At 60.9% G+C, this 19,166-nt stretch carries 27 protein-coding genes; 25 read left to right on the top strand and 2 right to left on the bottom strand.

Annotation, left to right across the window (positions count from 1 at the left end; genetic code table 11):
* The first annotated feature begins 13 nt into the window (after window positions 1-13).
* The 3 genes from rnpA to yidC all read left to right on the top strand — a co-directional run bounded on the left by rnpA (window position 14) and on the right by yidC (window position 2,490).
* The gene (gene rnpA, locus C5O79_RS35120) at window positions 14-475 is read left to right on the top strand and encodes a ribonuclease P protein component (RefSeq protein ID WP_039364627.1); all 462 of its coding nucleotides are present in this window, start codon (window positions 14-16) and stop codon (window positions 473-475) included.
* A 75-nt stretch (window positions 476-550) separates the two neighbouring features.
* Window positions 551-817, top strand: a complete 267-nt coding sequence (yidD, locus tag C5O79_RS35125; protein WP_006750110.1) for a membrane protein insertion efficiency factor YidD — start codon at window positions 551-553, stop codon at window positions 815-817.
* Between the two features lie 8 nt (window positions 818-825).
* Complete coding sequence (gene yidC / locus C5O79_RS35130) at window positions 826-2,490, top strand: membrane protein insertase YidC (RefSeq protein WP_047852381.1); 1,665 nt, start codon at window positions 826-828, stop codon at window positions 2,488-2,490.
* 105 nt (window positions 2,491-2,595) lie between these two features.
* Here the strand turns inward: yidC and C5O79_RS35135 are convergent, their stop codons facing one another.
* The gene (locus C5O79_RS35135) at window positions 2,596-3,027 is read right to left on the bottom strand and encodes a transcriptional regulator (protein ID WP_047852380.1); all 432 of its coding nucleotides are present in this window, start codon (window positions 3,025-3,027) and stop codon (window positions 2,596-2,598) included.
* 345 nt (window positions 3,028-3,372) lie between these two features.
* On the opposite strand from C5O79_RS35135, the gene mnmE reads away from it, so the two are divergent.
* From mnmE to C5O79_RS35250, 22 genes are all read left to right on the top strand, one after another.
* Entirely contained in the window at window positions 3,373-4,767 is a 1,395-nt protein-coding gene (gene mnmE / locus C5O79_RS35140) for a tRNA uridine-5-carboxymethylaminomethyl(34) synthesis GTPase MnmE (RefSeq protein ID WP_047852704.1), read from the top strand.
* 167 nt (window positions 4,768-4,934) lie between these two features.
* Window positions 4,935-6,170: a tyrosine-type recombinase/integrase gene (locus C5O79_RS35145; RefSeq protein WP_122474481.1), complete on the top strand. Its 1,236-nt coding sequence runs from the start codon at window positions 4,935-4,937 to the stop codon at window positions 6,168-6,170.
* Window positions 6,171-6,271: 101 nt separating this feature from the next.
* Complete coding sequence (locus C5O79_RS35150; protein ID WP_131932189.1) at window positions 6,272-6,550, top strand: hypothetical protein; 279 nt, start codon at window positions 6,272-6,274, stop codon at window positions 6,548-6,550.
* Window positions 6,551-6,628: 78 nt separating this feature from the next.
* On the top strand, window positions 6,629-6,904 hold the full coding sequence (locus C5O79_RS35155) for a hypothetical protein (protein WP_122474480.1): 276 nt from the start codon (window positions 6,629-6,631) through the stop codon (window positions 6,902-6,904).
* Window positions 6,897-7,190: a hypothetical protein gene (locus tag C5O79_RS35160; protein ID WP_122474479.1), complete on the top strand. Its 294-nt coding sequence runs from the start codon at window positions 6,897-6,899 to the stop codon at window positions 7,188-7,190. The genes C5O79_RS35155 and C5O79_RS35160 overlap by 8 nt, the downstream gene beginning before the upstream one ends.
* A 49-nt stretch (window positions 7,191-7,239) precedes the next feature.
* Complete coding sequence (locus C5O79_RS35165; RefSeq protein WP_122474478.1) at window positions 7,240-7,707, top strand: hypothetical protein; 468 nt, start codon at window positions 7,240-7,242, stop codon at window positions 7,705-7,707.
* 8 nt (window positions 7,708-7,715) lie between these two features.
* A complete protein-coding gene (locus C5O79_RS35170) occupies window positions 7,716-8,354 on the top strand; it encodes a hypothetical protein (RefSeq protein WP_131932191.1) in 639 nt (212 codons plus the stop codon).
* Window positions 8,355-8,464: 110 nt separating this feature from the next.
* The gene (locus C5O79_RS35175) at window positions 8,465-8,707 is read left to right on the top strand and encodes a transcriptional regulator (RefSeq protein WP_163008988.1); all 243 of its coding nucleotides are present in this window, start codon (window positions 8,465-8,467) and stop codon (window positions 8,705-8,707) included.
* Between the two features lie 10 nt (window positions 8,708-8,717).
* Window positions 8,718-9,020 (top strand): helix-turn-helix domain-containing protein, encoded by a 303-nt coding sequence (locus tag C5O79_RS35180; RefSeq protein ID WP_122474476.1) that lies wholly within the window; start codon window positions 8,718-8,720, stop codon window positions 9,018-9,020.
* Window positions 9,017-9,823: a hypothetical protein gene (locus C5O79_RS35185; protein ID WP_122474475.1), complete on the top strand. Its 807-nt coding sequence runs from the start codon at window positions 9,017-9,019 to the stop codon at window positions 9,821-9,823. The genes C5O79_RS35180 and C5O79_RS35185 overlap by 4 nt, the downstream gene beginning before the upstream one ends.
* Window positions 9,824-9,828: 5 nt before the next feature.
* Entirely contained in the window at window positions 9,829-10,338 is a 510-nt protein-coding gene (locus C5O79_RS35190; protein WP_163008987.1) for a histidine ammonia-lyase, read from the top strand.
* Window positions 10,338-11,303 (top strand): AAA family ATPase, encoded by a 966-nt coding sequence (locus C5O79_RS35195; protein WP_122474473.1) that lies wholly within the window; start codon window positions 10,338-10,340, stop codon window positions 11,301-11,303. Before C5O79_RS35190 ends, C5O79_RS35195 begins: the two co-directional genes overlap by 1 nt.
* A gap of 46 nt (window positions 11,304-11,349) precedes the next feature.
* Window positions 11,350-11,766, top strand: a complete 417-nt coding sequence (locus C5O79_RS35200) for a DUF5681 domain-containing protein (RefSeq protein WP_205746239.1) — start codon at window positions 11,350-11,352, stop codon at window positions 11,764-11,766.
* A gap of 16 nt (window positions 11,767-11,782) precedes the next feature.
* The gene (locus C5O79_RS35205; RefSeq protein ID WP_131932193.1) at window positions 11,783-12,034 is read left to right on the top strand and encodes a hypothetical protein; all 252 of its coding nucleotides are present in this window, start codon (window positions 11,783-11,785) and stop codon (window positions 12,032-12,034) included.
* An 18-nt stretch (window positions 12,035-12,052) separates the two neighbouring features.
* A complete protein-coding gene (locus tag C5O79_RS35210; RefSeq protein WP_122474472.1) occupies window positions 12,053-12,244 on the top strand; it encodes a hypothetical protein in 192 nt (63 codons plus the stop codon).
* 11 nt (window positions 12,245-12,255) lie between these two features.
* Entirely contained in the window at window positions 12,256-12,744 is a 489-nt protein-coding gene (locus tag C5O79_RS35215) for a hypothetical protein (RefSeq protein ID WP_131932195.1), read from the top strand.
* Between the two features lie 947 nt (window positions 12,745-13,691).
* Window positions 13,692-14,606: an integrase domain-containing protein gene (locus C5O79_RS35220; protein ID WP_122474471.1), complete on the top strand. Its 915-nt coding sequence runs from the start codon at window positions 13,692-13,694 to the stop codon at window positions 14,604-14,606.
* 270 nt (window positions 14,607-14,876) lie between these two features.
* Window positions 14,877-15,452, top strand: coding sequence for a DUF6037 family protein (locus C5O79_RS35230; protein WP_131932197.1), 576 nt, complete (start codon window positions 14,877-14,879; stop codon window positions 15,450-15,452).
* A gap of 166 nt (window positions 15,453-15,618) precedes the next feature.
* Window positions 15,619-16,221 (top strand): SHOCT domain-containing protein, encoded by a 603-nt coding sequence (locus tag C5O79_RS35235; RefSeq protein WP_122474469.1) that lies wholly within the window; start codon window positions 15,619-15,621, stop codon window positions 16,219-16,221.
* Between the two features lie 446 nt (window positions 16,222-16,667).
* Window positions 16,668-17,207: a hypothetical protein gene (locus C5O79_RS35240; RefSeq protein WP_131932199.1), complete on the top strand. Its 540-nt coding sequence runs from the start codon at window positions 16,668-16,670 to the stop codon at window positions 17,205-17,207.
* Between the two features lie 156 nt (window positions 17,208-17,363).
* Window positions 17,364-18,047, top strand: a complete 684-nt coding sequence (locus C5O79_RS35245; protein ID WP_098550236.1) for a DUF433 domain-containing protein — start codon at window positions 17,364-17,366, stop codon at window positions 18,045-18,047.
* Entirely contained in the window at window positions 18,044-18,448 is a 405-nt protein-coding gene (locus tag C5O79_RS35250; protein WP_122474467.1) for a DUF5615 family PIN-like protein, read from the top strand. The genes C5O79_RS35245 and C5O79_RS35250 overlap by 4 nt, the downstream gene beginning before the upstream one ends.
* A 506-nt stretch (window positions 18,449-18,954) precedes the next feature.
* On the opposite strand, the gene C5O79_RS38895 is transcribed toward C5O79_RS35250, so the two are convergent.
* A complete protein-coding gene (locus C5O79_RS38895) occupies window positions 18,955-19,077 on the bottom strand; it encodes a hypothetical protein (RefSeq protein ID WP_257791817.1) in 123 nt (40 codons plus the stop codon).
* Between the last annotated feature and the right edge of the window lie 89 nt (window positions 19,078-19,166).

Here is a 19,166-nt window from a genome sequence, read left to right on the forward strand (position 1 = left end):
CAGGTTGCGCGCTGTGTCCGCCGTCCGCAGTCCTGCGGAAGGTGCCGTCGAGCCGGGTGCGAATCCGTCGCAGACGAAAGCCGCCTTCCCGAAAGCTGCGCGACTTCTGAAAACGGATGAATTTTCATCCGTTTTTCGTTTGCGTCCCTGGCGGCGCTCCGCGCACTTCGTGATTTACGGCAAGCCGACCGGTCAGCCCGCGCGTCTGGGGCTCGTCGTCGGCAAGAAGTATGCGCCGCGTGCGGTTACCCGTAACCTCGTGAAGCGGCTGGCGCGCGATCAGTTTCGCCTGCGCCGCGCCGAATTCGCCGGCTACGACCTGCTGCTGCGGCAGCACACGCGCTTCGACAAGAAAGCGCTGCCGAGCGCGGCTTCCGCCCCGCTCGCGGCGATGTGTGCGGCCGAGATCCGCGAACTGCTCGACAGGGCGGTCCGGGAAATTGCCCGCCGTGCGTCGAAGCCCGCGTCCGAGTGACGCATCCGTCCGCGGTGCGGCGTTCGCGCCTGCCCGGCCGGTTTTGACGCGGCGCCCAACGGCGTCGCCCAAGGTATGGAAACGGTATTGATCGCCTTGCTGCGCTTCTACAAGGTTGCCGTGAGCCCGATGCTCGGCAACCGTTGCCGTTTTTATCCTTCCTGTTCGGATTACGCGCGCGAGGCAATCCAGTATCATGGCGCCGCGCGCGGCACGTATCTCGCCGTCAGGCGCGTGTGCCGATGCCATCCGTTTTCCGCGGGCGGCATCGACCTCGTCCCGCCGCCCAACTCCGACACTCGCGCTCGCGGCGAAGCCGACGCGCGGTCCCATCGACTCTGAGACAACGCATGGATATCAAACGCACCGTCCTATGGGTGATCTTCTTCATGTCAGCTGTCATGCTGTACGACAACTGGCAGCGGGACCATGGACGCCCGTCGATGTTCTTCCCGAGTGCCACGCAGACGGCCCCCGCGGCCGCTGCCGGCGGTGCATCGGGCACGGGCGCGACGACGACCGCAGGTGAAGTGCCTGCCGCCGCAGCCGGCGCCGCACCGTCGACGACGGCCCCGGCCGCCCAGGCGCAGCTCGTGAAGTTCTCGACCGACGTGTACGACGGCGAAATCGACACGCGCGGCGGCACGCTCGCGAAGCTGACGCTGAAGAAGCAGGGCGACGGCAAGCAGCCCGACCTGTACATCACGCTGTTCGACCACACGGCCGGCCACACGTATCTCGCGCGCTCGGGCCTGCTCGGCGGCGATTTCCCGAACCACAACGACGTCTACACGCAGCTGAACCCCGGCTCGACGTCGCTGACGGGTGACCAGAACGCGCTGAAGCTGTCGTTCGAATCGCCGGTGAAGGGCGGCGTGAAGGTCGTGAAGACCTACACGTTCACGCGCGGCAGCTACGTGATCGGCGTCGACACCAAGATCGACAACGTCGGCACGGCGCCTGTCACGCCGACGGTCTACATGGAACTGGTGCGCGACAACACGGCCGTCGAAACGCCGATGTTCTCGCACACGTTCCTCGGGCCGGCGGTCTACACGGACGCGAAGCATTTCCAGAAGATCAACTTCAGCGACCTCGACAAGAACAAGGCCGACTACGTGACCTCCGCCGACAACGGCTGGGTCGCGATGGTGCAGCACTACTTCGCGTCGGCCTGGATTCCGCAGCAGGGCGTGAAGCGCGACATCTACGCTGAAAAGATCGATCCGACGCTGTACCGCGTCGGTGTGAAGCAGCCGGTCGCCGCGATTGCGCCGGGCCAGTCGGCCGACGTGCAGGCTCGCCTGTTCGCCGGTCCGGAAGAAGAGCGCATGCTCGAAGGCATTGCACCGGGCCTGGAACTCGTGAAGGACTACGGCTGGGTGACGATCATCGCGAAGCCGCTGTTCTGGCTGCTCGAGAAGATCCACAGCTACGTCGGCAACTGGGGCTGGTCGATCGTGCTGCTGACGATCCTGATCAAGGCCGTGTTCTTCCCGCTGTCGGCTGCGAGCTACAAGTCGATGGCGCGCATGAAGGAAATCACGCCGCGCATGCAGGCGCTGCGCGAACGCTTCAAGAGCGATCCGCAGAAGATGAATGCCGCGCTGATGGAGCTGTACAAGACCGAGAAGGTCAATCCGTTCGGCGGCTGCCTGCCGGTCGTGATCCAGATCCCGGTGTTCATCTCGCTGTACTGGGTGCTGCTCGCGTCGGTCGAAATGCGCGGCGCGCCGTGGGTCCTGTGGATTCACGACCTGTCGCAGCGCGATCCGTTCTTCATCCTGCCGGTGCTGATGGCCGTGTCGATGTACGTGCAGACGAGCCTGAACCCGACGCCGCCGGACCCGGTCCAGGCGAAGATGATGAAGTTCATGCCGATCGCGTTCTCGGTGATGTTCTTCTTCTTCCCGGCCGGCCTCGTGCTGTACTACGTCGTGAACAACGTGCTGTCGATCGCGCAGCAGTACTACATCACGCGCAAGCTCGGCGGGGCCAAGAAGAAACCGGCCTGACGCCTGTTGTATACGCGGGGCGGCGCGTTCGCCTCGCGATGCACGAAAAAAAGCCGCATGGTTCGCCCATGCGGCTTTTTTGCTTTTTGCGGATCCGGTGTGGGCTCAGCCCTTCTTCGCTTCGCCCGAGTCGCCGTAGAACTGCTCGACCAGTTCCTGCACGAGGTAGCGATGATGCGGCGACAACGCTTCGATCTTCGACGCGAGTTCGATCGTCTCGGGCGTCGGCGGATAGCGTTCGTCGCGCGGCAGCGGCTGCGGCGTCGGGTGTTCGATCACGCTCGGCGACGGGCCATAATGCAGCCAGTGAACTTCGACGCGCAGCCATTCGGCGAGCGTGGCAAGTTTGTCCGACGTCGGAATCGTGCGGCCCGTCAGCCATTTGTGCGCGGTTTGCGGCGAAACGGGCTGCGCTCCGCGGTGGCGCAGATTGAATCGGTTCGCCAGCTCCGTCGCACCGGTGACCTTCTCCGGGCTGCGCCGCAGGGCGAATTTCAGGCGTTCCGAGAACGCGGCTTTTTCTTCGGATGTCGGCATGGGGGAGATTGTGCAATTCCACCACCGCGTCTCAGACAACCATTCAGGCTAAACGTATCTTGTTTGGACGAATCCCGGTCTTGATCGGGGTGGGTGGTGGAATTAAGGGCCGCAGCGTTGCGCCGCTCCAGCAGGCATACTCGTCCGAAACGGTGGCGGCGACATGGCGCCAGAATGATACTTGGCTTATCCCCGGCGGGATAAATTCGGGCGCGTCCGAAGCTTGCGCGGCGGTCGGTGACGTGTGTGACGGCAGGCTACAATGCCGGCGTTCCGATGCCCGAAGTGTTGCGCGGGCGCACCATAATCACCGATTACCTGATTCATCCAATTCATCCGATTCCCATGCTCGCTACCGATTCCGATCCGATCGTCGCCATTGCCACTGCTGCCGGCCGGGGGGGCATCGGGGTCGTCCGCGTGTCGTTCGGGCGCGGCGGCGAGGCGGCCGCGTTGCCGCTGATCGACGCGTTGTGCGGGCAGAAGCTCGCACCGCGCCATGCGAGCTATGTGCCGTTCCTCGACGAGCACGGCGCGCCGCTCGACCGCGGGATCGCGCTGTACTTCCCGGCGCCGCATTCGTACACGGGCGAGCACGTGCTCGAGCTGCAGGGGCACGGCGGGCCGATCGTGATGCAACTGTTGTTGCAGCGTTGCCTCGATGCGGGGCGCGGTTTCGGGCTGAGGCTTGCGGAGCCCGGCGAATTCACGCGACGCGCGTTCCTGAACGACAAGCTCGATCTTGCGCAGGCTGAGGCCGTTGCCGACCTGATCGAGGCGAGCACCGAAGCCGCCGCGCGTTCGGCCGGGCGTTCGCTCGACGGCGCGTTCTCGCGGCAGATCCATGCGCTCGTCGACGACGTGATCACGCTGCGGATGCTGGTCGAGGCGACGCTCGATTTTCCGGAAGAAGAGATCGATTTCCTGGAAGCGGCCGACGCGCGCGGCAAGCTCGCGAAGATCCGCGCGCAGCTCGCGCACGTGCTGGGTGATGCGCGGCAGGGGGCGTTGCTGCGCGAAGGGTTGTCGGTTGTGCTCGCGGGGCAGCCGAACGTCGGCAAGTCGTCGCTGCTGAATGCGCTGGCCGGCGCGGAGCTGGCGATCGTCACGCCGATCGCGGGCACGACGCGCGACAAGGTTGCGCAGACGATCCAGGTCGAAGGGATTCCGCTGCACATCATCGATACGGCCGGGCTGCGCGAGACGGAGGACGAGGTCGAGCGGATCGGTATCGCGCGCACGTGGAGCGAGATCGAGCGCGCGGATGTCGTGCTGCATCTGCTGGATTCGCGCAGCGGGATGACGGCGGATGACGAGACGATCGCGGCGCGGTTTCCGGGCGGCGTGCCGGTGGTGCGCGTGCTGAACAAGACGGATCTGACCGGTGTGGCGGCGTGTGTCGAGCATCCGGCTGCGGAAGGCGATCTGACCGAGGTGCATCTGTCGGCAAAGCGCGGCGACGGGATCGACATGCTGCGCGCGGAGCTGCTGCGGATTGCAGGGTGGCAGGCGGGGGCGGAAGGGGTATATCTGGCGCGGGAGCGGCATCTGATCGCGCTGCGGGCCGCGCAGGAGCATCTCGCGCAGGCCGCGGATCATGCGGAGCAAAGGGCGCAGTCGCTCGATCTGTTTGCCGAGGAGCTGAGGCTCGCGCAGGAACAGCTTAATTCGATTACCGGGGAGTTCACTTCGGATGACCTGCTGGGGGTGATTTTCAGCAGGTTTTGTATCGGAAAATAACCAGTCGCCCAAGGTTGTCCAAGGTCGTCCAATCATCCCTCCGAAACCCTTGAAAACGCTAGGATTGGTCGCCTAGCGTTGCCCAAGGTTGTCTATTGACATCCAGCCTTTGATGGTACACATTTAGGTACACAAGGACGTTGTGTCCCAATCGATGTGTACCAACCATGCCGAAATCCGTCGTCCCGCTGAATGACACCCGCATCAAGGCGCTCAAGCCGAAGGCGGCGCGCTACCGTATCTCGGACGGTGGCGGCCTCGTGCTGGAGGTCATGACGTCGGGTTCGAAGGTTTGGCGCTACCGGTACACACTGCACGGCGAACGGCAGCCGATGGTCACGATCGGCGACTATCCCGCGGTCACGCTGCAGGAGGCGCGCGAGAAGGCCCGCCGATACGCTGAGATCGTCGCCAAAGGCGTTTCCCCTATCGCCGATGCGAAGAAGGATCGCGGCGCCGTGAAGCGCTTCGATACGGTTCGCGAGTTCGGTGACGATTGGTACACAACCCAGATCGCAGGAATGTCGCCTGAGTACGCTCGGACGATCAAGCGCGCGCTCGAGAAGGACATCTATCCGGCGATCGGCAACAAGCCGCTACCGGACGTGACGCCTGGCGATGTGCTGGCGATCTGCGACCGGATCAAGGCCCGCGGCGCGCCCAAGATGGCGCTCTCGACCCGGAACGTCATCAAACGACTGTTCGAATACGCGATCGCGCGCCAGCTTGCGCCGACGAATCCGGCTCATGCAGTCGTCGCGCGCTTCGTCGCCACCCAAGATAGCCGCACGCGGGTTCTCTCCCCTGACGAGATTGGTACGGTGCTGCGCGCCGTCTACGCCTCAGATATCCGCCGCGCGCTCAAGCTCGCGATCCACCTGCTGATCCTGACGATGGTCCGGAAGTCCGAGCTGACCGAGGCTCGGTGGTCGGAGTTCGATCTCGACGTCGGCATCTGGCGCATTCCTGCCGATCGGATGAAGAAGGACAAGGAGCATTGGGTCTACCTGTCCTCGCAGGCCGTTGCGATGCTCCGCGAACTGTACGAGCAGACAGGCAACCACGAGCACGTATTCCCGTCGACGCGCGGCCGCGGCGACAAACCGATTGCGAAAAGCACGCTCAATCAGGCGGTGCGTTCGCTCAGCCTCGACGTTCAGCACTTCGTACTGCACGACTTCCGCCGTACCGCATCAACGCACCTGCACGAAATGGGCATGTCGTCGGACGCGATCGAGAAGGCGCTGGCGCACTCGATCAAGGGCATCAAGGGTGTGTACAACCGGGCCGAGTACGCAGACGAACGTCGGAAGATCCTCCAACTGTGGGCCGAGTTTGTGGAGGCTCAGGTCGGTGGAGAGAAGAAGGTCGTGATCGGCAGCTTTGGTGGCACGGCCGCATAGATTGCATGACCGATGCCTGACGGTATCAGGCGGAGCGGCGGCGCGGGTGCTGGAACACTTCGCGCCGCCTGACCACAACCAAGCTTGAAGGAGCTTGAATCATGGCTGAAGCTGATTGTATCGCTCGTAGGTCGGCAGCTACCGACGAGGAAGTCTCACAAGTGGCGACCCGTATTGAATATCTGTTCCACTCACTTGTGGCAATGCACGACCTTTGCGCCGAGAAAATCGGCAATCCGTCAAAAGACGACACGCCCACGTTCGTCCTCTTGCGGGAGTTGCTGCGCTCGGCGGCGCGCGATGCTGAAAACTGCACGGAGATTCTCATCGGCGACCCAGGCGGCCTAGGTTATTTCGAAGGCCATTTCGGGCGAATCTAGTAACGAAGAGCGGCGGCCAAGGTGTTGGCGCACCAAGACCGCCTGACCAAAACACGACCTTTAGTGGAGGTTCGTATCATGGCTACTGCCAATTCTACCGAACGCGTGCTCATAGACGGATTTGTACCCGTGTCCGTCGACGACATCGAATACACCGCAAACATCACCTACGAGCAGGCTGAGGCGATGAGTGCAATCTTTCGCAGCATTTCTCGGCTGACGGACGACCGCGAAATTAGGGCTCTATGTGAGCACGGCGCTCTGCAAGCGGACCTGCAGGCGAACGACATCGATGGGATTCGCGAGAGGGCCGTAAAGGCAGGCTTCGACGTAAGCGGGGTTCATCATGGATAACAGCAATTCTACCGAGCTTGTCGCCGCCGCTACACGAAGCGTAAGCGATGCAGTGAGCAGCCTGCACACCTTGTGGACCATAGTCGAAAAGGCTCTCGACAATGGAACGGATTGGGCTACTTGCGAGATGATGCATGAGCTGCTGCCGTTAATCGGTGGCAAGCTAGACGCGGCCTTGGGAGCGATGGGCGGTAGTCCGTGCGGCTCGTTTGATGACGTGCTGGACAAACGCGGCATCAAAATCACGGCCCCTTCAGCGGTGCGTACTGACACCTTCCAACAATAACCCGTTACCTCGGCGCTTTTGAGCGCCGTTTTCATTTGAGGAGCCGGTTATGAGGCTCGAGCAATACGAAGTGCGCGACCGTGCATACGGTGTGTGGCACCGTGCGCCGTCGATTCGCCGATATTTGCAGGCGACTCAAGCCGAATCGCTGACGATGGTCGACCTCGATTCGGTGCTGTTCACGGAGTACGACAACGGCGCCAAGGTTCCATTGGCGTTGGTCGAAGTGGCTCGCGACATCGGACAGGAGAAGCCTGCCGGCGTAATCCAGCATCTCGCGCAGCTTGCCGATGTGCCCGCCTACGTCGCTTTATACACGCTATCCGATGCGGCGAATCCAGCCAACCCCAATTGGTCGGACATCATGGCATTCCGCGTAAAGCGTCTGTGGCCCCGCCCCGAACCTGGTTGGCGCGTCCTTTCCCCGGCGCAATGGGCTCGCGCTCTGGTGCAGATCCGCGGGTGGCAGATGCGGCGCTTCGAGGTTCGCGAAGCAGCAAACGATGACCGATACTAGGTGATCGCATGCGTGCAACTGTAGCCAACGTCGATTCCGATGATCTCGCCGCATTGATGGCTTTTCCCGCTGATGACGCAGCGCGTAGAGCCTTCGGTCTATACCTTCGTCACGATCGGGCGGCACTCCGCGGGGAGAGTGTCGAGTTATCTGCGGCCGACTACCTCTTTCTAACTTCCTGCTCTCAGGTGTCCCGCCCAGAGATATTGGAGCGAGTTAAGAAGGCAACGAGACGTGGCATGGCGGCCGCTTGGCCGTTTGTAGATATGTTCCAGGCCCCCGCCGATTCCAAGCCGTCGCTTGCGAAGGCTTATCGCAAAGCGCAAGAGTTCAAGCGGGCGAACTACGCGGACACGAAGAAGCGTCTTACGGATGTCTACCCAGACCTAGATTCGGACCAGATGGATCGAAAGTACTTCGAAGATGCGAAACGCGAGTTTGCCACCGTCCTGCATTTCTGGATGGCGCACCTGATCATAAACGCGGCGACCGATCGCGGACCGAATGCCAGTGATCCGCAACAATTCGTCAAATTCTTGCTAGGTGCGGAGCGGTGCGCAGAGTACCTTGCGTCCATCCGGTATTCAAACCGGCATCCGGCTATCGACGTCACCAAACTTCACAGAATCCCCATCGTCGCCAGCTGATCCTTGTCTGGCAAGGCTTCGATAGGGAATGTGAAGTTCCCTCACTTCATCGCCCGAATAGAGTCTGACATCTTGTTAAGCATGCAAACGACGCCAAGGAGCGACAAAGCATGCGTGCAAATGCCGAAACCAACAAGGCCCTCGCGACGCTTCCCGCGGTCGGCTTCTCGCGCTGGAATCAGCTTCAGCTGTTCATTCCGGTCAGCCGTGAAACGTGGCGCAAGCTGGTGAAAGAAGGTCGCGCTCCGCAGCCGCAGCGCTGGACTGAACGGTGCACGGTTTACAGCAATGAGGAAGTGCACCGCTGGATGAAAAATCCAGCCGCCTACCAAGCGCAAGCGATGGCTGCGTAAGGGGGCGTCGATGACAAGCAATAAAAAAGCCGCAACCCTTGAAGGTGCGGCTAAAAACAAAGCTCAAGTTCACTATAGCAGCAACGATGCCGCGGCTCAACGGCACCGAATTCTCGATTTCCTGCGCCAATACGGCTCGCTATCGACGTTAGATGCGCGACACAAAATTGACGTCCTGCATCCGGCTGCGCGCATCCTTGAACTGCGGCGCATCGGGGTCGAGATCTCGACCATATGGACTCAGGAAGCTACGCCCGAAGGTGGTTGGCATCGCGTTGCGCGCTACCACCTGATGCGGGAGGTGGCGGCATGACGCGTCCATCGTTCCAGTTCTACCCAGGCGACTGGCAGGCGAACAGCAACCTGCGGCGCTGTACCCATGCCGAGAAGGGCGTGTGGATCGACGTGATGTGTCTGCTGCACGACTCGGCGGAATACGGCGTATTGCGCTGGCCGCTCAAGGAGATCGCGCAGGCGATCGGTGCACCGCTGTCGATGCTCAAGGCCATCACCAGCAAGGGTGTATTGAAGGGGGCTGACAACGGGCAGACGTGCGCCGCGTGCATCTACGTTCCGCGATCCGGCCGTCGTGACGGCGAGCCGGTGACGCTGGTTGCCGAGCAAGAGGGCCCGATCTGGTACTCGTCGCGGATGGTAAAGGACGAGCATGTGCGTTCGGTTCGGGGTGAATCCTCGCGCTTCCAAAGCGAGGACGACGACGCACCGAAGGCAGCACCAAAGCCCCCCTTGGGTGATGGCACCAAAGCTTCACCAAAGCCCCGCTTAGATGACGGCTCTTCATCTTCATCTTCATCTTCGTCTTCAAACAAACAAAAACAACGCGCTCCGCGCTTCGATGCGCAGGCGCATCTCGAGTCTTTCGGCGTTCCGCCTGAGATCGCGAAGGACTGGCTTGCGGTGCGTAAAGCTAAGCGTCTGGCACCGACGGCGACGGCATTCGACGACACCAAGGCCGAGGCCGACAAGGCTGGGATCTCGATGGCCGACGCTTTGCGTACCTGCGTGATTCGCGGATGGGGAGGCTTTAACGCATCGTGGTTGGGCGAGCCGTCCGGACGCGCTAATGGGCACCAGGCCGAGGGGATTTTCGGATGATGACCATGAACCTACGCTATCCGCGGAACTCAGCCGAACTGATCGCCATGCGCAAGAGCGGCAACGTTCCGGAACTCCCGGTGCTGGTCACGCTTGCCGGCCCGCTGCCATGGGGAAACGTGACGCTTGGCGCGACCGCAAGTGGCCGTTACGACTGGCGACCGATTACTGCGCTCGACGTCGAGGTGTTCGCCTCGGCAAACGTGCCTTGGGGCGACCTCCTGCGCACGCTGTCGGATATTGCCGCAGCGGTTCCTGAAACGCTCGTGCTGACCTTTCGCGAAGGTCCGCGCGTTCACTGCGGTGAAGCACATGTTGTCCCGGGACAGGATTTTGCGCTGTTTGACTGGTTTCCCATGGCAATTGCGCCGATCTGTTGGCCGGCCTCGCACGTACTGGCTCGACGTCTGATTGACGTATTGGGCGACACGATTCCGAATCCGTACGACGACGCCTGCAACCTCGCAATGCAGGTGGTCGCCGAAGCTCATGAGAATGCCAAGGAGGTGGCCTGATGGCCCGAACGATTCCCGATTCGATCGACTGGGCAGCCTACGCCAGAGACGAGGATGACGGCCGCGCGGACGTGCGCCGTGCGAGCGAGTTCATCGAGAGCCTGGTCGAGCACCTGCACAGTCCGAAGGAAGTCGCGCCCGGTACCGAGTCGCCTTGGACTAGCGTCGGCGATTCGCTCCGCTTCCGCGAGGGCGAAGTGACGCTCTGGGGCGGCGTGAACGGCCACGGCAAGTCTGCCGTCCTCGGCGAGGTGATGCTGCACGCGATGTCGGCCGGCGACCGCGTGTGCATCGCGTCGATGGAAATGCGCCCGATCGCGACGATGGAGCGCCTCGCGCGCCAGGCAGCGGCCACCGATAAGCCGGCGCCTGAATTCATCCGCAGCTTCGGTTGCTGGACGGACGAGCGGCTATGGCTGTACGCCCACGTCGGCACGGTCGAGCGTACGCGCATGCTCGCCGTCGCGCGGTACTGCCGCAAGGAGCTTGGCGTGCACCACGTCGTGATCGACAGCCTGCTCAAGTGCGGTATCGCCCCGGACGATTACGCCGGCCAGAAGGCCTTCGTCGATGCGCTGTGCTCGCTGGCGCGCGACACCGGCGTGCACATCCACCTCGTACACCACGCGCGCAAAGGCGAGAAGGAAGCCGTCGTGCCGGACAAGTTCGATATGAAGGGTGCCGGCGAGATCACGGACTTGGTCGACAACGTGCTGATCGTGCATCGGAACAAGACCAAAGAGGCGCTGCTGCGTAAAGAGACGATCTCCGACGAGAAGCGTGAGGAGGCCGAGCAGCAGGCCGATACAGCGCTGATCTGTGCGAAGCAACGACACCACACATGGGAAGGCACCGTGCGCCTCTGGTTCGACGCGGCGAGCTTGCAGTTTCGCGACGTACGAGCTGGCGGCGCGCGATATCTGGACTTGAGCTCGAGCAGTTGGCAGCAGGGATGGAGTCGGTAATGACGCGAAGCGACGAGGCTGAATTTAGCAGGAGGAAATCAGGGCAATGACCCAGTTCAGGAAAGGGCAGAGCGGCAATCCGGCCGGGAAACCGAAGGGTACGCGTGACAAGCGCACGGCGCTGCGCGAGTTGCTCCAGCCGCACGCCGCTGATTTGGTGAAGAAGGCCGTGGAGCTCGCGCTGGCCGGCGACACGACGGCGCTACGGATTTGCATCGACCGGTGCATCCCGGCGATCAAGGCAAAGGATCAGCCAATCAGCCTCAAGAGCTTGAATGGCTCGCCAGCACAGATGGGCGAAACGGTTTTGCGGGCAATGGCGGCGGGAGAGATTACGCCCGACGAAGCAGCCGCGGTGATGCAGGTCGTTACCGCGCAGATGAGGATTGTCGAGGTCGATGATCTTGTGAAACGCATCGAGGCTTTGGAGGGCAACGGCGATGACAAGCAACAGCAATCTTAAGGCACGTGTTGCGTGCTTGGAACAACGACTGGGCACGAGTGACCAGCCGATCATCATTCGCCGGATTATCGCTTCGGATAACGAAAGCGGTTTTGACGGCGTTACGGTCAATGGGGCCTATATGCCGTGCGCGGCCGGTCAGTCTGCATCCGAATTGGAGCAACAGTTGATCGCGGAAATCAAGCGTCAACGTGTGCCAGGCAGGTTTCTCGTTCGCAAGGTGAGGGCTGCTGCCGTAACCAACGCGGGACGACAAGCTGAATCATGATCATTGGAGAGCAATGCAATGGCAAACATCAACCTCAGAACGCGCGTTGAGCGCCTCGAACAACGGCAGCCTGAGTCGTATGCCGTGGACACCATTGTGATCACAGGCCTGGAGGATATGGAAAACACCCCCCGCCTCATTTGGCGTCTTGGGCAAAGTGGTTTTGAGGAAGTCCCCGAAGGGACGACCTGGGAAGATCTTCGGCGATAAGGAGCTTGGAAATGGCAATCTTTGGTTTTGGAAGCGACCCAACATCCGGCCCGGGCGTTGGCGGGCTCAATGGATTCTTCAACGGCCCCGCTGCGTACGGCGATACGGGCCTGACGGGAAGCGTTACGCCGAACGGCTCGGCGCTCAACTCAGCGATGAGCGGCAATCTCGGAGGCGCGCTCGGTTTCGCGCCTACGGGGCTGTTCGGCGGTTTCCTTCCTGGTGGCGGGATGAGTGCAACACAAAGCGGCGCGCTCGGCGGCGGCCTCTCGGGAGCGGTGAACGGCGCAGCGCCGATTGGTGGCGCAACGATGGGTGGTTTCAGTCCGGCGCCCTGGATGCTCGGTGCAGCGGGTCTTGCTGGTCTCGGCCTCCTCGCCGCGTCTCATAATCGGCAGCAAGCAGGGCCAGCACCCGCGCCCGTCGCTCCATTCGGATTCGGGCGACCTGCCGTTCAAGCTCCGCCGATGCAGTCGACGCAGCCGTACATGCACATGTGACCGGTGGCCGCTAACGCAGCAAATGGTAGTACCGCGCGCCGTCTGATAACAGAGAGAAAACAGACGGCGCATTTCCCCGTTTGGCTGGTAACAGCAAAATAACAGCGAAGCCGGTGTCGAAACTGCAACGTGTAATTTCGTCGTCGACCGCGGCGTCACTTTGCGAATCAGCTGGCAAAGCGAGGCGCATCCTGAGATGTTGCGTGCGTCACTCTGTAGACGTGACCACCATTCTTCAGTGCAAGACGGGGACCGTCGAAAAACTGTTGCCAAGCGGTGCAGGCGTCGCTAATCTTGCTTCACACCCCGCCTGGGTAAGGCATCGACCGAAGTGCGCCGAAACTGATCGGCAATTGTTTGAAAAGCTCGCTCTGCGGGCACGGTGACTTGATCACCGAATGAACTGAGTAGGGCCTACGCCCAAAATCCGCCCATCGTTTCCTGATGGGCTCGTGACTGCTTCGCCGCTAGGTGAAGCCCTCCATCGCCTTTTGCTTCCTGCGAAAGGCGCGATGTGCAATCCCCGTATGCCGCTCCCGCGGCAATCAATCCGTGACGTGCGCTCCCCAGCGCTAACGCCATGCCTTGCTGCGTCCGTCTCAATCGTCCTCGTGACGACTGGCGGCGCGCTCGGCCTCGGCGTCTGGAATCTCGTGTCGACTCGCTCGGCACGCATCAATTCGCGCGGTCGGGGCATTGGCGCCCCCGATCGGTCGCAAAGCCAAAACACGGATCAAACGGGGGAAGCGTCCTCCCGCCGCGTGCCGACCCTCATCGGGTTGATGTGCGCCGGGCTGCGCCAGCTTGCTGGCGTAGAACGCTCCCAATCTCACCAGGCCGAGGCTCGTGCCCCCGTTTGTTGTCTCCCAGCTGCGTTTGAGCGGCTCCGTCCAGCGGATAGGGAGGCAACTGGGGGTCGAGCCTCACGTCATGGATGCGGGGTACGCATGTCGCACAAATCTCTCACGGCCGACCTGTGCCGTGCTGCGCGCGGGGCGCGTGGCAAACAGGCAAACTCGACCTCCAACGGTCGGGAGAAGTCGCTCGCGCGTTTCGCTCGGTTTCTGTGGGACTTGGGCTTTCAGGTTCACACAACCGGCCAGCTCAAGGAAAAGCATCTATTCGCATGGTCGGGCGACATGTTGGCGCGCGGGCGTTCGAAGCGGACAGCAATCAACAACATGACCCACATCCGAACGGCGCTCGAAGGGATCGGTCGCCGACCGTTTGCCGACAAGATGAGCAATGCTGCGCTCGGTTTGTCGGGTGCAAGTCGGGCCGGCACGAAGCGGCCGATGATGCGTGATGAGTTGGAACCGTACCGCGCCGCCGTTGCTGCGATCGACCCGGGCATTGCGATTGTGCTCGAGCTACAGCTCGAACTGGGACTGCGTGCCAGGGAGGCGGTTCAAAGCATCAAGTCACTGGCTGAATGGCGGCGCGCGCTTTCGAGCTCGATTGGGGATGGCTTCGTGACCATCATCCACGGGACGAAGGGAGGCAAGACGCGTCGGAGCCCACCGTTGGATCGGCAGTGCGCTGCTGAGCTGGTGGAGCGGGCGATCGGACTGTCGAACGAGTACGGCGGGAAGCTGGTCCGCAAGCCGGATCTGAAGCGAGCGATGGAGCGTTACCACTATGTCGTGCGCAAGGTCGGAATGACCGATGAGCGTGCACCGCATAGCCTCCGATATGCGTATGCGACCGAACACCTCGAGCGGCAGAAGGCAGCCGGCGTATCGCGCCGAGAAGCGGCTGCCGGCGTGTCAACGTGGCTAGGCCACGGGGATGGACGCGGGACATGGGTGGAACGCGTCTATGGGCGTGAGGCGCTGGCCGGTGCGGAGGTGGGGCATGCATAAGCACGTCGACACGCTGCCAGAGGTTGGCCACTCGCGCTGGAGGCAAATCGCGCCGTTCGTGGGCGTATGCCGTGAGACATGGCGAAAGCTCTGTTTGGCCGGACGGGCACCTCGGCCTATTCAACTATCTCCGCGGTGCACGGTGTGGAAGAACAACGAGATCCATGCGTATCTGAGGGACCCGATGCACTACGGGGACTTCAGATAGTTTCGATAGCTGCCGATGTATAGGTAACCGGTTCATGCACATGAAAGAAGAGCGAGTAATCAATGGCATATTTCAAACTAACCTCGTTGTCTGAACTTCTCCCCAGGATGGAGGCCGTCGAGGTCGATCGTTGTCACTTTCGCTTCGGGCTACATCGGGGAGAGTTCGATGCGTTCGTCTTCATTGACGTCGATCCCTATGTTCTGGCGTTTGGTGCCATCGGAAAGAATTTCTACTTTGAGGTGCCGGTCAATCCGCGAACGCTTGAGACGCCCGGTGTGTTTGCAACAGACGTGTACTACAAGCTCTGCGAGATTCTTGGGCTGGGCCGATCGGGGCCTCGGTTCACTCCAAGCGCTTTCCTGGCGCATGTGAATGAAGCAATGAAAGGAGTGAGGTTCCGTCGCGCCGCGCCGCGCGACTTGGCTCCGTATCGAAGAAACGTCGAGGAGTCGGAAAAAATCTGGTTCTGCGGTTGGCGGGACAACACGACGTCCGGTAAACACGTGACGGAGGAAAATCTCGAAAAGACGCGCAAGTGGCTAGGTGAGAAGGCCTATGTGCGGTGCAAAGAGCGGAACATCAGCAGTTGCTGGACGGATGACGCAACCAGAGCCAAGGAGATTGATCTGCCTTGATGGCAATCTTGGAGATGGGCGTCAGGTCCGCAAGGACGTGCCCTATAGGGGAGCAGGACTTTGAACTAGTGGTGGCTGGCGGGGCGTCGTCCCTTAAATCTGCTAGGATTTTCCAAACCGCAGCACGATGACTGCGGCAACACAATCACGTTTTTCGGGGAATGCGATGGCAGACAACAATTCAACCGGCCTTGCCGCCGAGATGCCGAAAGCATGGTCGTATCTGGACTCGATGCTCGTTACCGGGGAGGCCGTTCAGGAGAGCACGGTGCAGCGCCGATTGTTTGCGCTTTTGCATCGACGCGCGCTTGTGGCAGCGACGTCCGGTCGGCTAATCGGGATGACACGCGGCCTGTTGGGAGGTTTTTCGCCCGTTGACCTTCGCTGGCAGGACATCAAGACAGCCCATATCAAGGCTGGTATCTTCGGTAGCACACTGACCGTTACGGCCCTGACTCAACCTGACTTGGCAAGTGGTGGCGCCCTCCGTGGGTTCCAGTTCTCCGGCTTGCGCAAAGCAGAGGCACAAGCAATCTACCGTATCTGCCAGGCGCAGGAGCAGGCGTGGCGCGAAAAGCGCCGGCAGCGCGAGCTTGAGGAGATGCGTGCCAAATCCGGCGGGTTTCAGGGGAGCTTCGGTGACTCTGCAGCCGTGGCCGGTGAAAGTCCGACGGAGCGGCTACAAAAGGCCAAGGCCATGCTCGATCAAGGGCTCATCAGCGATTCCGAATACGAAACCATCAAGGCCAAGGTCATCAGTCAGCTTTGATACGGTATGCGCGGCAGTTTGAGACACCATGATTGTCGAATCAAGCGGGGAAATAATGAAAAGGACGTGTTCCCTCCTGTTGTGTCTGGCGCTCATATCCTGTGCCTCTGTCCATGAGAGTTACGCACCCGATGGCCGTCCCGCCTACACGCTGAATTGCAGCGGCCTTGCGCGAGGGTGGGACAAGTGTTTTGAGGCTGCAGGCAATCTCTGCAAGACAGCCGGCTACGATGTGCTCGATCGAAGCGACGAAAGCGCCGCGACCGTTGGGGCCGGTGGTGGAGGCTTGTTCGGAGCGAAGACCAACGAGCGTTCGATGGTGATTGCCTGTAAAAGGCCAGCGGGCTAAGCGCTGCTGGGTCAGCCCAATGTGCCTACATCGTCTATCAAATTGACCGTGGAACGGCCTCCGTATAGGAGGCTACCGACCAAACTCGGGAGGCGCGATGCTGAAGGGCAGCGCGATATTTGCGGGGGCATTGCTTCTGGGCGTTGGTGCCACGGCATTTGGGCGCTGGACACCAAATTCAAGCTCAGATTGGGCGGCGTGGGTGCAAGCATTCGGGACGATCGCCGCGATTGGCGCTAGCGCTTGGCTACTGCATTATCAGGCCGGGCTCCAGCGGAGAAGTCGGCTCCGGGCGATTCAGGCAGTCGTCGAGCTCGCGGTGCAGTCGGTGACGCAACGCTTGGAGGTTCCGGAAGGTTTCGAGCAATTCGACTTGTTCGCATCACTCGACCTCCAGAAAGTCCGGTTCGCATTCGATGCGCTCTGCAAGATCCCGTTACATGAGGTCGATTCGGCGGATGCGGTGCGGCAGGTGAGTGCTGCGATTGAAGCTATGAGAAAGATCGCAGGAATGCTTGCCTCGGATGAGATTGTTGGGGCATTTCACCGGGCAGAGAGGGTTGTAATTGCGAGCGCGTTCGCCGAAGAGACTGCGGCTTTGCGGGCAGCCTGCCAGGCTTTGGACGCGGCAAGGTGACCCTCTGCGTTTGGCGATGCGTCGGTACGCTCGCGCGATGGCCAGAGCGAGCGATGCTGGTTGTGCGGCGGAAGAGCGGTCGGCGAATTTAGGTAGAATTGGATTGCTTAGGGACCGGGTATCTCCCGGCGGGTCAACTTTTTGGAGGGAGGGGTTATGCAGCTTACTGGCATCGGCCTGTACACCTTCCATGAGGCGGCTCTGCTGACGAAAATACCGGTCAGGGACCTACGCCGCTGGCTGGACGGATATTCCTACCGGGACAAGAAGCACGAATCGATTTCCGTTGACCCGCTCTGGGAAACGGCACTTGCCGGCGATGACCTCGACGGCATCAGCTTTCACGACCTCCTGGAAGTTCGGTTCGTACATGCGTTCCGCGAGCACGGTGTCAGTCTGCAGACGATTCGCGTCGCGAGCCAGCGTGCACGCGAGCTTTTCAATACGGATTACCCGTTCACCTCACAGCAGTTCCGCACGGATGGCCGAACGATTTTTGCATCGGCCATCGAGGAAACTGGGGAAACAGAGCTGCTCGATCTGGTGAAGCAGCAGTACGCGTTCCGGAAGATCATTGAGCCATCGCTGCGCACCGGTATCGAGTTCGGCGCAGACCGGTTGGCTTCCCGGTGGTACCCATCTCCGCGCAGCAAGGCGATTGTGCTAGACCCTGCGATCGCGTTCGGTAAGCCCATTGTCACGCACGGTTCCGTCAGGACATCGATCCTGTCCGAGGCGTTCAACGTGGAGGGCGACAAGAACCTTGTAGCAAGACTCTACGAAGTGCCCGTTGCCGCAGTAGATGCGGCGATCGCCTTCGAAGAAAGTCTGGCTGCGTGAAGTTCTTCGTCGACAACAACCTTCCTCCCGCCCTGGCAAGGGCCCTCCATGCATTGAGCGACTCCCGCGGACACCCCGTGGTGCATTTGCGCGAGAAATTCGACCAGGGCTGCAAGGACGAGGATTGGATCAAGTCGTTATCGACAGAAGGCGGCTGGTCGGTGATCACACATGACAGGCTGAACAAGGGATTGGAGCGCGAAGTACTGAGTCGTGCCGGGCTGATTGTTTTCTTTTTGGACAAGAGTTGGTCGAAGCGCACTTTCTGGGACATAGCCCACAACATCGTGCGCTGGTGGCCGAGGATCATCGAACAGTCGGAGGGGATGCAAGGCGGCGCGGCGTTCAAGGTCCCCTATAGCTTTTCCGGAAAAGGGCGATTTGAGCAGGTCAAGCTGTAGTGCAAGCACTCAATCGCGCGATATCAAGTGCCCTGTGGATAACTTGGACGCATGGTGTTTTAGGTACACAAGACGGTACACAAATTGCTGTTCTGTCTCTGGGTGCCTTGCCGGTAAAGGCTTGTGGAGAATTTGCTAGGTTTTGTATCGTAACCTGACGTCCACCGGGCTCCATCAAGGTCCACTAAACCCCTTGAAACCCGCATGAATACTAGGTTTCTTGCCTATCAAGCTCTACCGAAGCACACTGAAAGCCGTCTGGTTTTATGTCCAAGTTTATGTCCAAGCACTAAAAGCGAATTCATAAAAATGCTTTAAATTCACAACTGGGTAGACAGCTTTCTCTTGCTTCTGTATCGAAAGGCCGGGGCCCTTGAATCGGTATGCAGCGGGGCATGTTAACACGGGCAGAGGGTGCCTTTGTCCTCGCCGTCATCAGGCCGATCCTGCGTCGGTATCAAGCCTGATGACGAAGTGAGGAGGCCCGTCGATGCGAGGCCGGACGTTCAATCCCAATGACGATGATGGTGGTAATACCCGTCGCCGTAATACCCGCCGCCGTCAGGCACCACGATACAGCCGCTCAACAACACGGCGACGCTGGCAATCAGCAAAAGGGTCTTCTTCATCGCGTTCACCTGCTCGGGTTCAATATGAAACCCAGCATAGCGAGCGGCTCCGGCCCAGGCTGTAAGCGATCGTTTCCCCGCGCCGCAAT

The sequence above is a fragment of the Burkholderia sp. SRS-25 genome, assembly GCF_004343765.1.
In the GTDB taxonomy this organism is placed as follows: Bacteria; Pseudomonadota; Gammaproteobacteria; order Burkholderiales; family Burkholderiaceae; genus Burkholderia; species Burkholderia contaminans.

Excerpts from the sequence above, each read along its gene's own strand:
- yidD (WP_006750110.1), top strand. The coding sequence starts at position 551 with ATGGAAACGGTATTGATCGCCTTGCTGCGCTTCTACAAGGTTGCCGTG.
- yidC (WP_047852381.1), top strand. The coding sequence starts at position 826 with ATGGATATCAAACGCACCGTCCTATGGGTGATCTTCTTCATGTCAGCT.
- C5O79_RS35135 (WP_047852380.1), bottom strand. The coding sequence starts at position 3,027 with ATGCCGACATCCGAAGAAAAAGCCGCGTTCTCGGAACGCCTGAAATTC.
- mnmE (WP_047852704.1), top strand. The coding sequence starts at position 3,373 with ATGCTCGCTACCGATTCCGATCCGATCGTCGCCATTGCCACTGCTGCC.
- C5O79_RS35145 (WP_122474481.1), top strand. The coding sequence starts at position 4,935 with ATGCCGAAATCCGTCGTCCCGCTGAATGACACCCGCATCAAGGCGCTC.
- C5O79_RS35150 (WP_131932189.1), top strand. The coding sequence starts at position 6,272 with ATGGCTGAAGCTGATTGTATCGCTCGTAGGTCGGCAGCTACCGACGAG.
- C5O79_RS35155 (WP_122474480.1), top strand. The coding sequence starts at position 6,629 with ATGGCTACTGCCAATTCTACCGAACGCGTGCTCATAGACGGATTTGTA.
- C5O79_RS35160 (WP_122474479.1), top strand. The coding sequence starts at position 6,897 with ATGGATAACAGCAATTCTACCGAGCTTGTCGCCGCCGCTACACGAAGC.
- C5O79_RS35165 (WP_122474478.1), top strand. The coding sequence starts at position 7,240 with ATGAGGCTCGAGCAATACGAAGTGCGCGACCGTGCATACGGTGTGTGG.
- C5O79_RS35170 (WP_131932191.1), top strand. The coding sequence starts at position 7,716 with ATGCGTGCAACTGTAGCCAACGTCGATTCCGATGATCTCGCCGCATTG.
- C5O79_RS35175 (WP_163008988.1), top strand. The coding sequence starts at position 8,465 with ATGCGTGCAAATGCCGAAACCAACAAGGCCCTCGCGACGCTTCCCGCG.
- C5O79_RS35180 (WP_122474476.1), top strand. The coding sequence starts at position 8,718 with ATGACAAGCAATAAAAAAGCCGCAACCCTTGAAGGTGCGGCTAAAAAC.
- C5O79_RS35185 (WP_122474475.1), top strand. The coding sequence starts at position 9,017 with ATGACGCGTCCATCGTTCCAGTTCTACCCAGGCGACTGGCAGGCGAAC.
- C5O79_RS35190 (WP_163008987.1), top strand. The coding sequence starts at position 9,829 with ATGAACCTACGCTATCCGCGGAACTCAGCCGAACTGATCGCCATGCGC.
- C5O79_RS35195 (WP_122474473.1), top strand. The coding sequence starts at position 10,338 with ATGGCCCGAACGATTCCCGATTCGATCGACTGGGCAGCCTACGCCAGA.
- C5O79_RS35200 (WP_205746239.1), top strand. The coding sequence starts at position 11,350 with ATGACCCAGTTCAGGAAAGGGCAGAGCGGCAATCCGGCCGGGAAACCG.
- C5O79_RS35210 (WP_122474472.1), top strand. The coding sequence starts at position 12,053 with ATGGCAAACATCAACCTCAGAACGCGCGTTGAGCGCCTCGAACAACGG.
- C5O79_RS35215 (WP_131932195.1), top strand. The coding sequence starts at position 12,256 with ATGGCAATCTTTGGTTTTGGAAGCGACCCAACATCCGGCCCGGGCGTT.
- C5O79_RS35220 (WP_122474471.1), top strand. The coding sequence starts at position 13,692 with ATGTCGCACAAATCTCTCACGGCCGACCTGTGCCGTGCTGCGCGCGGG.
- C5O79_RS35230 (WP_131932197.1), top strand. The coding sequence starts at position 14,877 with ATGGCATATTTCAAACTAACCTCGTTGTCTGAACTTCTCCCCAGGATG.
- C5O79_RS35235 (WP_122474469.1), top strand. The coding sequence starts at position 15,619 with ATGGCAGACAACAATTCAACCGGCCTTGCCGCCGAGATGCCGAAAGCA.
- C5O79_RS35240 (WP_131932199.1), top strand. The coding sequence starts at position 16,668 with ATGCTGAAGGGCAGCGCGATATTTGCGGGGGCATTGCTTCTGGGCGTT.
- C5O79_RS35245 (WP_098550236.1), top strand. The coding sequence starts at position 17,364 with ATGCAGCTTACTGGCATCGGCCTGTACACCTTCCATGAGGCGGCTCTG.
- C5O79_RS38895 (WP_257791817.1), bottom strand. The coding sequence starts at position 19,077 with ATGAAGAAGACCCTTTTGCTGATTGCCAGCGTCGCCGTGTTGTTGAGC.